Here is a 14,362-nt window from a genome sequence, read left to right on the forward strand (position 1 = left end):
TAGTGACGAAGGTACACTTAGTCAAGCGAAATTGGGCCAATAACGGCTTTAACTTCGGTAACATAGTTTTTTGACAGCATTTTATTTAATTCGTTCAAAAAATCTACCTTTACGATATTGAATCGCGTAAGGGCACTTGATCCTCCAAAATTTATTGTAAGTAAGCCATTTTGGAAGCTTACCACTCGCCCCCCCCCCTCTGGGAAAGTGTTGAGTAAGACCTTCCTGGCGTTGTGACAAATAACACCTGATGAGATAGCTTCCCCCATACCTTGGCTTCGGGCGATTCTTTCAAATTCTTCTTGAAAATTAATTAGGTTCATTTGTTTTTTTATAAGCATTCAATGTTTCGCAAGCCATTTTTTCCCACGAGAAATCTTTTAGTCTTTCTTTACCTTTTTGGATTAAATAGTCGCGGAGGCCGTCATTACGCAGGAGCTCGGTGAACTTATCAGCCATTTCGTCTAAATTTTTTGGGTCAAAGTACGCCGCGGCCTCCCCACAAATATCCGGAAGGCATGATTTATTAGATGCGCATACCGGAGTGCCACAGGCGAATGCTTCAAGTGCCGGCAGTCCAAAGCCTTCATAAAAAGATGGGTATGCATATATCGAGGCTCCATTATATAGTCCTATTAAGTCCGACTCCTCTACAAGCCCAACTAATTTCACATTGTCAGCTAGCCCCAATTTATCGATAGTCATCCTCACCTCCGGATAATGAGGGTTTTCTTTTCCGGTAATCACCAAATATCCATCAAATTTTGAATCATTTAATAGTTTCGCAAATCCGCCGATAAGCCCAATGACATTTTTATGATCTCGATGAACGCCAGTATATAGGATATATTCTTTATCTATTTCAAATTTTTCAACGACTTTACCAACCTCCTCCATAGGCAGCGCCCTAAATTCATTACCAACCGCCTCATGTATCATTACAGTTTTCCCACGTGTAAAATTATACAATCTATGAAGGTCGAGTTCTGTGTTTTTTGATACAGCTATTATCTTCTTTGCCCTCCTCAGAATACTTTTTAGAACAATATGGTATGCGGTTCTATGATACCATTTTGTGAATTTTTTCCCAGGGAAAAAAGAGAGAGTCAAATCATGAATCGTCACGATACAAGGCTTTCTATACAAAATCGGAGCATTGAAATGAGTGAAATGCATAAGGTCCAATTTCTCTTTTTTCAGAGCTTTAGCAAATGAGAGTTGTTCTTTTAACGAATAATGTGGAGCATCTACTTTTACAGCCTTGAAGGCTTGCTTTCCTTCCGTGCGATTTCTCCCATTTTCAAGCAACTGCCTTTTGGACTCTTTGAACTCGCTGTATTCAGGTTCATTCAAGAAAAACACATAATCATTCTCATGATCAATCTTAATCAAGTTCTCGATAAGTTCGTAGCAGTACCGTCCAATACCGGTAAACTGCGAAGAGTACATCCGAAGATCAATTCCAATTTTCATAAGCACAAAGTTAGCGCGCGCACATTAGCATATTTTTTAGAAATACTAATAGTTATTATTGTTTGGCGGTGTGAAATTATATTTATCCTCAATCTCGATAGGCCTCCCAAATTCATCCGTTTCCTTATTTACAAGGAAGGGAGGGTAATGATTATAGAGATCAAACTCGCCGTTTGTGTATGCTATTTCTTCGCTGAGCCACATGCGATTTTCGGTTTCCGTCATCATATCAATTCGTAATTGTTTTAGCAGAGCCCTCCTTATATATGTCGAATAACACATTCTTTTGGCTATCGTTACATCGGTCAGCGTTTTATACAGCTCTTTGTCTATTCGGAAAGATACGATTTTCACAGGTGGGTTGTAGTACATTTGGGCTTGATTAGGAGGTATTATTATCTAGAAGGCGCCGGGCGTTCATATACTTTTTCCCAATATTACATTGTATGACATTGTAATATTGACTTGAAAGGGGTCGCGACCCACCTACTCGATAAAACACATATACCAAACAAACTTAAAATTTCTTTAAAATACTAATTAAAAAAACTCTAAAAACCTGTATATTCAAATTAGTAAAAGAAATGAATTATGAGAAATCGAGACAGTGCATTTATGGCATTAATAATAGCGATGATGATCGGCGCTTTTATTATTATGTTTACCGAGGTTGAAGTGCCAAAACTGATTAAGGCGAATTTATTTAATGGCGGGGGTCAAAAAGTTCAAGTAAAAGAGGGGGTCTCAATTCTTGCATTCGGAGACGTATCTTTTGATAGGTATATTCGAAAAAGAATTGGGGAGGAAGGCAAGGACGCAGTCCTTGCCGGTATGGAACCGATCCGCTATATTCTCAATAATGCAGATATTGTATTTGTAAATCTCGAAGGGCCTGTTACGGAAAATCGCATAACTACAGGCAAAGAAATTGCATTTCAATTCGATCCGGATTCGCTCGAAATTTTAAAGAATTTCTCAGTGGACATTGCGTCTACCGCAAACAATCACGCTTATGATATGGGCAAAAATGCCGTAGAAGATACTCGCAAATTTCTTGCAGATTATGGGATAATTTCAGTTGGGGACGCAAAGGGTACAAATGAAAAATCTTCTTATGAAACAATCATTAATGGTAAAAAAGTTGCTTTTGCCGCCTTTAACCATACGGATTACAGGTTGGATTTTGACTCGGCGGCGATACTCATCTCAGAATTAAAAGCTCGCAACGATATTGTAATAGTGAGTATTCATTGGGGGCGAGAGTATTTCATCGTACCAAGTGATTTCCAGAGAGATATGGCTCGCAAATTTGTTGAATCCGGCGCCGACGTAATTATTGGGCACCACCCGCATGTGATAGAAGGCATGGAATTTATAGATGGCAAACCGGTTTTTTATTCGCTTGGAAATTTCGTTTTCGACCAGTGGTTCATGGACGAAACACAGGAAGGCCTCGGCATCGAGCTTATATTTAGCGACGCCTCCACCAAAATCCACTTACTCCCATTCAAAATCGACAAAGGCTTCCCATACATCCCAACCGACGAAGAGTCACAAGCAATCCTAAACAAATTCTACAGCTACAGTTTCAGCACAAACCCTGAAATCAACGACCACTTAGATCTATTCCAAAATATTTCTCCAAAATAATTCATGCACGCGAAACTGGCGGAACGGACGGGACTCGAACCCGCGACCTCCTCCGTGACAGGGAGGCGTTCTAACCAACTGAACTACCGCTCCGCGTTGCTTTTAACGAATATCCAGTGCAAATTATTTTGACTTGTACTAAATCCCACTAAAAGCGCGCTCAAATATAGACAAGGGGGCGTATAAACGCAAGCTTTTTTCATAGAATTTTAAGAAATATTATCTTAAACAAATTTGCTAAAATGTAAGTCTTTTGTCATTATGTCGAAGTTCACATTTTAAAAAATAAAAAAATGCTAAAAATTAATGAAGATAAATGGCTGGATATAAAAAATGATTTTCTTGAATCGGTAGATTATGATTTGGAGGAAGAGGAAATATATAGATTTGATGAGCAGTCTGGTTCAGAGGTCCCAAATGGTCATAGGGAAACATACTCTTTTGAAAAAGCAGGGATGGAAATTCGTATGCAAGTAGACATCGTGCCAAAGGTTGAAAGGAGTGAGGCTATAGGCAAAGGTGGGGCTCTTAAGGTAAAGTATGATGAGATCGAAGGTGAAAGTATGTACAAGATTACTATCAAGATAAAAGATCAGCATGGAGACTGGGTTGATAGCTCGGCATTTGAAGAGGGGTTTTCGTAGGCTCTTTGGCAAATCAAAAAAAACTAAAATAAAAAAATGCAGGCACTTACGAATGTACAACCGGGGCAATTTATTCATATATTCATAATATATTCTGTATGTGCGGCTTTGCCGATAGCGGCATGGCTTAAGTATTTCTTCCTTGTTAGATATAAAAAAATTAAGAGTTGCAACCTCAAGATAAGAGAGGTGATGACATTATTTGGAATGATTTGTTTGAGTTACCTTACTGTTCATCTGATTTTTTACTCATATGAAACTTTTAGCGCCATGCCGCAAAAGATATTTCTTTTGAGTGTATTTCTAGCTCTCATACCGGCGATTATATGGATGTATGTTGTGTATACAAAAAGGATAAATGGAGTTAGATCCAAGAAAAAAAAGAAATACGAATTGATATTGGTGATAGCCATGTTTTTCCTTGGCATACTTACGGTTCCGCTTTTGAATCTTTATAACAACTATGTCGTTGACACTCCAAAGTTGGATTATTATGTGATGCTTGAGGAGGCTATAGTAAAGCCGGAGTATGACTTGATAAGTGCGCTTAGTCCGAACGACCCTGGGTTTGAAGCTCAACTTTCATCATATCAAAAAGCCAAGAATATATATGATACTATTACTATAGTTATAGACGCCTGGTTGGAAGAAATAATCAAATTATCACTTTTATTGTTTTTTATACACGCAGTCAAACCTGTAAAAACAATTGGAGACGCTATTACCTTCTCGATCCTTGCAGGCCTTGGGTTCGCATTTATTGAAAATATATATTATTTCGTTCAAGTATATCTGGATAATGGTGGAGATAAGAAGGTGTTTTTTAGTGTAGTGATATTTAGGGCTATAGTGCTGAGTATAGGTCACATGACATTTTCCGGGATATTTGGATATTTCTATGGCTTATCCCGGTTTGGACTTCCTCTATACGAGGAGCGCAGGTGGGAGGGGACGAAATTCCCATTGGTGAGGTTATTTAGTAAAATATTCAGACTTCCAATGGCTCATGCTTATGCGGCCTTGCTGTTTACGGAAGGCATGTTGCTGGCTATGCTTACCCATGCTACATTCAATTCCTTCTTGGGATTCGGAGCGAGGGATTATGCAATATATTTGGTGATACTATCGGGGATTTATGTTTATTACCTTACCCAGAGAAAGGCGGGACATTTGGTCCTCGCGACATTTGGTCGAAAAAAATTATCTTTGATGGCACCAAAAGATGAAGATGTTGTACTTGAGCTAGCTGGCATGTGGATAAAAGAAGAGAAGTACAAAGAGGTTGAAGAGATGTGCCAGAGGCTTGAACAAAAAGATCCGGACAATGCGGTTGTAAAATTATTATATGCAAAAGCACACGACAAGCGTCGTGTGAAGCGAGCGAAGCTCGCCATGGCCTCGCTATTTTTCCAAGAAGACATCTTCGAAGAAGACGTTTCCATATTCCAAAAATGGAAACAAATTCGCGCAGAGCGCGAGGCCACTGCAAAAGGTGTCGACATGGGTATAGCCGAAGACCTCACTCCAACAAAGACTTTTGAAAAAAAACCATCAAGTACGCCGCCATCAATCTCTAAAAAGAAGAAAACTTAACTGTGTAAAAAGTCCTCATCCCCGTCTCCAAGTAGACCTGCGGCGGCATTGGCAAATACGCGTTGAAATTTACCGGTAGTCCTACCCCTCCCCCTCACAGTCCTACCTTTCGATCCATTGGCCGTAGAGCTATGCCCTCTCTTTGGCCACTTAACTTTTGCCATTTTAGTTGGAGGAATTATTTTGGCAGAAGTACCCTCTTCGGCCAAATCAAAACCCCATCCTTCAGGCAGTAATTGTCGTATAAGACTTATTTCTAAATCATTGAAAGAGAGGTTATATCTACTTATTTTAATTGATAATCCGTTTTCGCTTACCTCAACATAGAAAGTTCTCTCTCCTTCCAGTTGTGAATTGATTTCTTCATTCAAATCTTCTGCAAAAAGCTCTAAGTAACCGGTGAGATGCTCAGGCTTTTCCGTGCCATCGATTACCGATCCATTTGAACAAGTATACTTAGATACCCCACATTGGGCTGCTCCATTTTTGGATGAGGCGCGTTCGCACAGTACAGTTTCTACCCCATCCCTATTTCCTAGAAGAACTAAAGTTATTGCTTTTTCACAATCATCCCTTCTTGTGTCTTTACAGCTTTTAGCTTCGCAAATAACTAGGCCCGGAGCTTCGACCTGGCTTATAGTTGAAGTATCCATAGGGCCTGCTCCGAGCGATGTTTGATGGTGATGTATTTTTCCCATAATATATAGGGCAATTTATATATTTACTTTATTATTGCAAGGTTTTTTTGTATACTCGTGTGAGCTGAGACTACTAATATCAAATTTAAAAGTAGCCCCAGATAATTTATTATGTAATATAGGTTATGGATTTCCGAAGCTTACTCATACTGATGGTCGTTGTGTACTCGATAGGGAGGGTTTTCAAAACCCTTCACCTCCCGGTGCTTTTTGGGGAGCTTGTTGGAGGTATTATAGTTGGACCAGTACTGCTTGGGCTTGTTCATCCGGGAGATGAGGTTATCAAAGTGATAGCTGAATTAGGAATGTTTTTCCTCATGTTGCACTCTGGACTTGAAACGGATCCGAGAGATTTGATGAAATCTCTAAAAAGTTCAATGTTGGTTGCGATAGGTGGTGCGGTAGTAACTTTCATATTGGTATACTTTACCACTCGTTGGTTTGGATATGATGTTATAGCTTCAGTCTTTGTAGCGATGGGGTCATCAATTAGTGCTATAGCTCTTTGCGTGAGGCTCTTTAAAGATTACGACATTCAGAAGACGCCTGCTTTTAACATAGCGATGGGTGCAGCCATGGTTGGTGATATCCTTGCACTGATAATGTTTTCTGTAATCCTAGGCGTTGTAGAGATGAGGGAGGCTGGAGTGGTGGAGATATCAGAGCTAGTAAAGGTGGCATCCATATTAATATTCAAGGTAGTATTATTTTTTGCTGTAATCATGGTGGCGGGCTTCAAGTTGGCAAAACATCTTAATAAATTGATATACTCTGGATATCGCGGCTTTACAGTTACATTGATAATAGCATTGGTCATAGGTCTGCTTGCAGAGGCTATTGGACTACACATAATTATAGGAGCGTTTTTAGCAGGGCTATTTATTCGTGAAGAAATAATTGAAAAAGAGGCTTTCCATAAAATTGAAGATCGCATTTATGGGCTTGCATACTTCTTCTTTGGGCCAGTTTTCTTCACGTCACTTGCATTTAGTTTGGATTTTACCGTATTCAAGACCGATCCTTGGTATTTACTTGCCATAGTTGTAGTTTCAGTCATTGGCAAGTTGGTTGGAGCAGGGGTCGTCTCAAGAATGCTTAAGTTAAGTGTTTGGGATTCGGTAGCCGTTGGGGTCGCTATGAATAGTAGGGGGGCCGTTGAGCTAATAATCGCTTCAATAGGATTGAGCCTTGGCATTATCAATAGCACTATTTTTTCAACTTTAGTGATTATGGCGCTAGTAACAACGGTGCTTTCTATATTTATGATGAAACCAGTGGCAAAGAAGCTACTCAATGGGGATGTTCAAAAAAACTTACCATCAATAGAACGGTAAGTTATATACTAACTCAAGCGCGGTTGAGCGTTATTTTTTAGTATTCGAATTTTTAGCAATCTTTGCCTTCCAAACTGTGTAGCACCTCTTAAGTTTGCAGTATTTTTTCTTTGTAAGCTCTTTGATTTTTTCTTTTTGAACGTTGAATACACCCTGAGTTAATCCGGTCTCAGAACATTGCCATACAGCCCTTATACTTTTTCCTTTTGGCATTAGTCTTGCAGTTAATTGGTAGAAATGATAATTTTGCTTTTTAAAAGCAGAGGGATTCTAGGTAAAACGCTCATTAAATGCAAGTAAAAATAGATTAGTTCTACGAAAACAGGGTATTGACCCGTGTTATTCCTTGTGTTATAATAACTCGATACAAAATATTGTACGTATACAAGGTTCTTACATTTTATCATCCATATATATAATCATCATGGAAAAGAAACGTTTAATACAAGCTTTAGTCATCATTGGGTTGGTGGCTCTCAATGTAGGGACGTTTGGGGTTTTGAGTGGAAATTTCAAAGATGGGCAGAATGCTCAATTGAAAAGAGCGTGGATAAATGAAGATATACAGCCGGTAGCGGCTAGGTCTGCAAATATATATTCAATTGAATCTCTGCAAGCCTCAATGCAACTTGATAGTATGGAGCTATCCGTCGCCTGTGATCAGGTTTTTGATGAAACTACAGAATTCAAGGCGGAGTTTATCAATACAAGTATGCCAAAAAAATATGGTGAGCATGAATTTATTCGAATTCAGGCGGCGTTAAAAAATGTCGGGGAGACTAGTTGGTATGGGGCGGAACACCCATGTTCTGCGGAGTATAAGCTTATGCAGCTTGGTAATATGGATAAGCCTGAAGAGATGCATTTATTATGGAATGATTTTAATTTTGTAGATAATGATTGGTCTAATAGTGAATTTAAAAATCGAGTTGAACTTTCAGAAAAGGAGGTAAAGCCGGGCGAGGAAGGGAATTTTAGCTTTTGGATAGAAACTCCAATAACTAAAATAACGACAGATGTGGATATTATTAAAAATGAAGAAACCGGCGAAGAGGAAAAAGATGTAAAGATGTATAAATGGGCTTATGAAAAATATACATTTACTCCAATTATTGCTGGTAAATGGCTTTCAGAAGTTAAAATACCACTTACGCTTAAGGTTGGAGATTTACCACCAAAAGAAGCTGATAAGTTACGATTTATAGATGAGAAGTTGGATAATTTTAACCTTAAAGATTTCAATGGTGAGAAAAATGTGTACATAAGGCTTTCAGATCAAACCGGGTTTTTAAGATATGGAGATAAGGCGTTCCATTCATACAAGGTAAGTTCCGGATCTTGGGACAAAAAAACACCTACAGGTGATCATAAGGTAGCTAACAAGCAAGAATTGAGGGTTGGTGGAAAATCACCCTATTATAGGATGCCATACTGGCTTGGCTTGAGTATCAATGGCGCACCGTTTATTGGATATGGACTACATGAAGTACCGTACCTTGGAGCTTCGAGAGAGACTAGTCAATTTTACAAAAATGGTCTTAAGTACGACCTTGGTAAAAATGTAAGTCATGGATGTGTACGTTCAGGCGACAAAGACGCTCCATTCTTATTTGAATTTGGAGAGATTGGTATGTCGGTATATGTACGCAACAAAGATGATGAGAAAATGTTTGCAACGATAGATCCGCCAAAGGCATCTTAAAGAATTTTTGATAAAACTTTTGTAAAAATGCTAACCCATAGGTATATTGTGTGCCCGAATTAGTAGAGCACAAATATATGTCACAATTTACAGATGAAATTTTAGAAGGCTTGAATCCGGCTCAAAAAGAAGCCGTTACTCAAATAGAGGGGCCGCTGCTCGTGATAGCTGGGGCCGGCTCCGGTAAGACAAAAGTACTAACTCACAGAATCGCTTATCTTATAGAGCAAGGGATTCCGCCAAACAATATTTTGGCAGTTACATTTACAAACAAAGCGGCAAATGAGATGAAGGAGCGTGTTGAAACTTTGCTTGGCAGTAGATATGGGAATATTCAACCATTGATTGGTACATTTCATTCTGTGTGCATGAGATTTTTGCGTACACATATTCATCTACTTGGATACGAAAATTCTTTTGTAATTTATGATAAGGCGGACCAGGAGGTGCTGATGAAGCGAGTTGTAAGTGACCTTGATATAGACGCTAAATTGTACCCACCAAAAGCTATTCTTTCAAAAATTTCTCAGGCAAAAAATCAACTTATAAAACCCGATGAATTTGCGAGTAAGGCTCACAATCAATTCATGATGGCCGCAGGAGAGTGCTATAAGGAATATCAAAAAAGATTAAAGATGTCTCAGGCGCTTGATTTTGATGATATAATTATGAAGACGATAATTCTTTTTCAAAACCATCAAGATATACTTGGGATTTATCAAAATCTTTATCAGTACATTATGATCGACGAGTATCAGGATACAAATTATGCTCAGTATATTTTGATAAATATGCTTTCGAGCAAGTATAAGAACTTGATGGTGGTCGGCGATGCCGACCAATCCATTTATGGATTTCGCGGTGCCAACATGAGCAACATTTTGGATTTCCATAAACACTTCGAGGGGGCGAAAGTTGTAAAACTTGAAACTAATTATCGTTCAACTCAAAACATTTTAAATGTTGCGCACAATGTAATAGTGAAAAATCAAAATCGTCATGATAAAAAAATGGTAACCGACAGAGTCGAAGGTGAAAAGGTGGAAGTCATTGCTTCACAAAACTCAAGAGATGAAGCTTCTGAAATTGCTCAGCGCATTTCTACAATTAGGAGGGAGGACTTGCAAATAGCATGTAATGACTTCGCTATTTTATACAGAACAAATGCTCAATCTCGTATTATAGAAGAGGCTTTTATCAGGTATGCAATTCCATACAAAATCATAGGTGGCGTTAAATTTTATTCGAGAAAAGAAATCAAGGATATAGTCGCATATTTGAGAATCATCCAAAATCATCATGATACGGTAAGCCTACTTCGAATTATCAATGTGCCCGCAAGGAAGCTTGGTGCAAAAACAATTGAAGCTTTAAATTCTGCAGCGGCACAATTAGATATGTCATTATTTGATGCTATGTCGGCTTGCGATGGAATTTCAGAAATGCCTGCTGCAAAAAAAGAAACGATAAATAAATTTGTAAGTTTAATAACTCATCTCAAAGAAAAATCACATGAATACAATGTCGCAGGCCTACTCAAATATCTCTTAGTTGAAACAGGATACAAAGAATATTTATTGCAAAATTCCGAAGTAGTAATTGATAAGGATGAGCCGGGTGATGGTCAGACAAGGCTCGAAAATATTTATGAATTGATATCTGTAGCTTCGAAATACAATGAGCTCTCTCCGCAAATTTCCCTATCTACATTTCTTGAAGAAATATCCCTTATAGCAGATGTGGACAACTTGGACGAATCGGACGACGCGGTAGTTCTTATGACAATTCATTCGGCAAAAGGATTGGAGTTTCCGTATGTGTTTTTGACAGGGATGGAGGAAGGGCTATTTCCACATTTTAATAGTCTTACAAGCCCGGAAGAATTAGAAGAGGAGAGGCGACTTCTGTACGTTGCGATAACTAGAGCAAAGGATAAATTACATCTTTCATTTTCAAGAATGAGAATGTTTTATGGTGATACCAGGCAATGTATTCCCTCACAGTTCTTAAAGGACATCCCGGAAGAACTTTTGGATGGAGATGTAAATAAGCTCTGCGAAGGCCGTGCCGTAGAAACCGGCTATCTTGGAGGGGCGTATCAAGGGTACCAAGGTGGGATTACAAGTGGTAGAAAAGTTTCACCACTTACACAGAGGAGCATCAATGTGCCACATGAAGATGATGATGGAGACGCTGCGATACAGCTCTCTATAGGGGACAGGATAGCCCATAGGCTTTGGAAAGAAGGAAGGGTTGAAGATATAAAAGGTGGTATCGTTACGATAAAATTTAACGACATTTTAGTAGGTACCAAAAAGCTAGCTTTAAACATTGCCCCTATAACAAAGATAGGCTAGGCTACCGAGGAAACGAGGCGAATATTCAAATAAATAAATTGAAATTATGAATAGCAGAAGATTTAAAAAATACGCATGGTTGATGTTGATGTTCACAGCAGGGTATTTGGTTGCACTTCATTTCCATCCCGGAAGCATCGTACAGACGCGTATTATAGATTCGAATTCATCAGAGGCCGGAAGTCATACAGGATTGGCAAGGTCTGTCGATATGGAGCTTTTCTGGGACGTTTGGGGGGTAATAGATCAAGATTATGTTTACAAAGAGGAGTCAGATGACAAGGAGGATATGGTAAATGGTGCAATCAAGGGAATGTTAGAATCATTAGACGACCCTTATACTTTGTTTATGGATCCGGAAGAAACGGCTGCATTTGATCAAACATTAAGTGGTGAGCTGGAAGGCATAGGTGCTGAAGTAACAAAGAAAAATGGATTTATTACAATAGTCGCTCCTTTGAAAAATTCACCTGCAGATAAGGCCAAATTAATGCCTGGAGATATAATTGTAGAGATCGATGGCGAATCCACAGAACTTATGACGCTTGGCGAAGCTGTAAAATTAATACGCGGAGAAAGAGGGACAAAGGTAAAATTAGGTATTTCACGCAGAGGTTTGACGGAGTTGCTGGAAGCGGAGCTTGTCAGGGACACTGTCCATTTTGATTCTGTAACATGGGGGATGAAAGCAGGTCAAATTGCATATATGGAAGTTGTTCAGTTTGATGATAATACTTTGAGAAATTTTAATACGGCAATCAACGAACTTATATTGGAAAATCCAAAAGGACTTATCATAGACCTTCGTAACAATAGCGGTGGATACTTGGATGTTGCTGTAAATATGCTTAGCGAGCTTACCGGTGAAAAACAAAAAGCGGTTTTGATCAAAGGTAGAAATGAAATAAACAACAAGGTGATATATACAACCGGGCGTGCGCGCCTTGATGAAATACCTTTGATAGTGCTTATCAACGAAGGTTCAGCCTCAGCCTCTGAGATTGTTGCAGGAGCGGTACAGGATTGGGAGAGAGGAACTCTAATCGGCAAAAAGAGCTTTGGTAAAGGTTCTGTACAAGAGCTCCGTCCACTGGAAGGCGGCGCTACCCTCAGAATCACAATCGCAAAATGGAACACTCCACATGATCACAATATAAATAAAGAAGGCATATTTCCGGATGTAGAAGTTGAGCTAACTACAGAGGATCACAACAAAGACATAGACCCACAACTTGACTGCGCACTTGAATACTTCAAAAAAGGCAGCTGCTCTGAAAACTTATAGATAAGAGCAGTTGTGATTTCCCCGTTTTTTCTTCCAACGCCATCCGCGCATCCCTGGCAATTTTACCACCTGTTATTGCCGGAATTTTATTTGCTTCTACTCCTTTGGTTTTATCGGTCTCTGCAATCCTGCGAGTGGACAGCTCAGCCAGCGCCGTAAAGAGCAATTCTTCTTCACTCATATGATCGCGTAGGTTTTGCGTTTTAAGCCCTTTCAGATTTTTTTGTGCTTTCACCGTTAACTCGCTCCACTCTTGATGAATGATATTTGTAAGAATGGCAAATTCTTCACCCATTTTTACATCATTTTCCGCCCAATAATCAGTCAGCTTGTTTCGCGTTTCTTGTCCTGTCATTCTCTGCTGGATCCACATTTGCCACATCAGTTTCTCTCATTTTTCCATCCTGAGCCAATACTTTCAACTGGTCACACTTTGTGACCACTTCCCTTCCCTCATTTTTTAAACGATTTTTTAGAGTGGTCCAGTATGTCTTTGCTTTGCTGTAATCATTTTGTTCCGTGAGAGCGGCGACAATATCAATCACCGAAAAATACCAAGTTTCAGTTTTTTCATCATACGCTCGACGAATTTTAAAATTTTCAAAAATAGCAAGAGAATTATTATTTTTCATATAATTATTTAAAATAAGTATTAACGGGAATATAATCTTTGACATATGTAGGAACAGTCTTGCGAAATCCATTCAATCGCTTAAATTCCGCCATAGTAAAGCAATTTATTTATTTTTATTCGTGCTTTTGCTTCTTTAGAATTTGCCATAATTAATTTCATTAAATCATCAAGCGAAACGCCGAGGCTATTTCTTACGATGTCACAAAAAGTGAAAAATGGCGGAGAGTGAGGGGTTCGAACCCTCGCGGGGATTTACATCCCCCTACAGCTTTAGCAAAGCCGCCCCTTCAGCCACTTGGGTAACTCTCCGCGTGAAGTGCTTCTGGTCGCCTCTTTTCATGACCACTCAGAGCAAACGAGAGTATAGGTAAAAAAAATCTTAGGTGCAAGTCAGAGTGTTTACGCCTCCTCCACAGCGGCCTCACTATCTAATAAACTACCGAACAATTCTTTCAACGAATTAGCTGTACCTTGAATGGCCTCCTCGCAGCCAGTAACTGTATGAGGAATCACATCAAGTATCCTGTGAGTCAATTTTCCATCTTTAAGGAAATCCAAGGCATGTCTAATAGCATCTATTAGAGCGGTGGCATGTTTATCCCCTTGAAGAATCGTATTGATAGACTCTTGAGATACGCCACGCTCTAGTAATGGAGCTAACTCTTCAGAAGTTAAATTCTCCTTTGTAACATCGTTTGGTTGGCCATCCTTACCTCTTAAGTCAGATAGAACTATTGCAAAATCTTTTTCATTGAAAAACGCCATAATAATTTTTTTAATATATAAAACATATGTCATAAGCATGACAAGGGGGAGGGTAATATGTTTTACGCAAAAGTCAACCCTTTATCGGTTCTTGAAACAAATTGGGCAATCAAAAGTATGTTTGAGAGCATGTAGATGCTGAAATCTAAAAAATCCAAACGTACGAAAACAAATTTAATGAATTTTGATCATGTGGAAGTGTGCACGTGCACAGATTTTGTACGTTA

At 39.0% G+C, this 14,362-nt stretch carries 13 protein-coding genes, 2 tRNA genes and 1 pseudogene; 7 read left to right on the forward strand and 9 right to left on the reverse strand.

Going from position 1 to position 14,362, the window contains the following annotated elements:
• Positions 1 to 17: 17 nt before the first annotated feature.
• The 3 genes from Q8P68_06250 to Q8P68_06260 are packed head-to-tail and all read right to left on the reverse strand — an operon-like array spanning position 18 to position 1,845.
• The gene (locus Q8P68_06250; GenBank protein ID MDP4008763.1) at positions 18 to 323 is read right to left on the reverse strand and encodes a hypothetical protein; all 306 of its coding nucleotides are present in this window, start codon (positions 321 to 323) and stop codon (positions 18 to 20) included.
• Positions 310 to 1,473 (reverse strand): glycosyltransferase family 1 protein, encoded by a 1,164-nt coding sequence (locus Q8P68_06255; protein MDP4008764.1) that lies wholly within the window; start codon positions 1,471 to 1,473, stop codon positions 310 to 312. Before Q8P68_06255 ends, Q8P68_06250 begins: the two co-directional genes overlap by 14 nt.
• Positions 1,474 to 1,518: 45 nt before the next feature.
• Complete coding sequence (locus Q8P68_06260) at positions 1,519 to 1,845, reverse strand: hypothetical protein (protein MDP4008765.1); 327 nt, start codon at positions 1,843 to 1,845, stop codon at positions 1,519 to 1,521.
• A gap of 219 nt (positions 1,846 to 2,064) precedes the next feature.
• Here Q8P68_06260 and Q8P68_06265 point away from each other — a divergent pair, with 219 nt between their 5' ends.
• Positions 2,065 to 3,123, forward strand: a complete 1,059-nt coding sequence (locus Q8P68_06265) for a CapA family protein (GenBank protein ID MDP4008766.1) — start codon at positions 2,065 to 2,067, stop codon at positions 3,121 to 3,123.
• A gap of 16 nt (positions 3,124 to 3,139) precedes the next feature.
• Here the strand turns inward: Q8P68_06265 and Q8P68_06270 are convergent.
• A tRNA-Asp gene (locus Q8P68_06270) sits at positions 3,140 to 3,216 on the reverse strand.
• Between the two features lie 200 nt (positions 3,217 to 3,416).
• Between Q8P68_06270 and Q8P68_06275 the strand changes: the two genes are divergently transcribed.
• Both Q8P68_06275 and Q8P68_06280 read left to right on the forward strand, forming a co-directional pair.
• The gene (locus Q8P68_06275; GenBank protein MDP4008767.1) at positions 3,417 to 3,767 is read left to right on the forward strand and encodes a hypothetical protein; all 351 of its coding nucleotides are present in this window, start codon (positions 3,417 to 3,419) and stop codon (positions 3,765 to 3,767) included.
• Between the two features lie 36 nt (positions 3,768 to 3,803).
• Positions 3,804 to 5,360, forward strand: coding sequence for a PrsW family glutamic-type intramembrane protease (locus tag Q8P68_06280; GenBank protein ID MDP4008768.1), 1,557 nt, complete (start codon positions 3,804 to 3,806; stop codon positions 5,358 to 5,360).
• Here Q8P68_06280 and Q8P68_06285 read toward each other — a convergent pair.
• On the reverse strand, positions 5,357 to 6,058 hold the full coding sequence (locus Q8P68_06285; GenBank protein ID MDP4008769.1) for a hypothetical protein: 702 nt from the start codon (positions 6,056 to 6,058) through the stop codon (positions 5,357 to 5,359). The two genes, Q8P68_06280 and Q8P68_06285, sit on opposite strands and share 4 nt — an antisense overlap.
• Positions 6,059 to 6,183: 125 nt before the next feature.
• Between Q8P68_06285 and Q8P68_06290 the strand changes: the two genes are divergently transcribed.
• A complete protein-coding gene (locus Q8P68_06290; GenBank protein ID MDP4008770.1) occupies positions 6,184 to 7,392 on the forward strand; it encodes a cation:proton antiporter in 1,209 nt (402 codons plus the stop codon).
• A 30-nt stretch (positions 7,393 to 7,422) separates the two neighbouring features.
• Here the strand turns inward: Q8P68_06290 and Q8P68_06295 are convergent, their stop codons facing one another.
• A complete protein-coding gene (locus Q8P68_06295) occupies positions 7,423 to 7,605 on the reverse strand; it encodes a hypothetical protein (protein ID MDP4008771.1) in 183 nt (60 codons plus the stop codon).
• A 211-nt stretch (positions 7,606 to 7,816) separates the two neighbouring features.
• Here Q8P68_06295 and Q8P68_06300 point away from each other — a divergent pair, with 211 nt between their 5' ends.
• The 3 genes from Q8P68_06300 (at position 7,817) to Q8P68_06310 (ending at position 12,736) form a co-directional block, all read left to right on the forward strand.
• Positions 7,817 to 9,094 carry a L,D-transpeptidase gene (locus Q8P68_06300; protein ID MDP4008772.1) on the forward strand — a complete coding sequence of 426 codons (1,278 nt, stop codon included), beginning with the start codon at positions 7,817 to 7,819 and terminating at the stop codon, positions 9,092 to 9,094.
• A 77-nt stretch (positions 9,095 to 9,171) separates the two neighbouring features.
• The gene (locus tag Q8P68_06305; GenBank protein MDP4008773.1) at positions 9,172 to 11,451 is read left to right on the forward strand and encodes a UvrD-helicase domain-containing protein; all 2,280 of its coding nucleotides are present in this window, start codon (positions 9,172 to 9,174) and stop codon (positions 11,449 to 11,451) included.
• A gap of 46 nt (positions 11,452 to 11,497) precedes the next feature.
• Positions 11,498 to 12,736, forward strand: a complete 1,239-nt coding sequence (locus Q8P68_06310; GenBank protein ID MDP4008774.1) for a S41 family peptidase — start codon at positions 11,498 to 11,500, stop codon at positions 12,734 to 12,736.
• Here the strand turns inward: Q8P68_06310 and Q8P68_06315 are convergent.
• The 3 genes and pseudogenes from Q8P68_06315 to Q8P68_06325 all read right to left on the reverse strand — a co-directional run bounded on the left by Q8P68_06315 (position 12,705) and on the right by Q8P68_06325 (position 14,135).
• A pseudogene (locus Q8P68_06315) lies at positions 12,705 to 13,368 on the reverse strand (hypothetical protein). The gene Q8P68_06310 and the pseudogene Q8P68_06315 overlap by 32 nt on opposite strands.
• Positions 13,369 to 13,586: 218 nt before the next feature.
• Positions 13,587 to 13,679, reverse strand: a tRNA-Ser gene (locus Q8P68_06320).
• A 90-nt stretch (positions 13,680 to 13,769) separates the two neighbouring features.
• Entirely contained in the window at positions 13,770 to 14,135 is a 366-nt protein-coding gene (locus Q8P68_06325) for a hypothetical protein (protein ID MDP4008775.1), read from the reverse strand.
• Between the last annotated feature and the right edge of the window lie 227 nt (positions 14,136 to 14,362).

The organism is Candidatus Peregrinibacteria bacterium, assembly GCA_030700255.1.
GTDB lineage: Bacteria > Patescibacteriota > Gracilibacteria > UBA1369 > JABINC01 > JABINC01.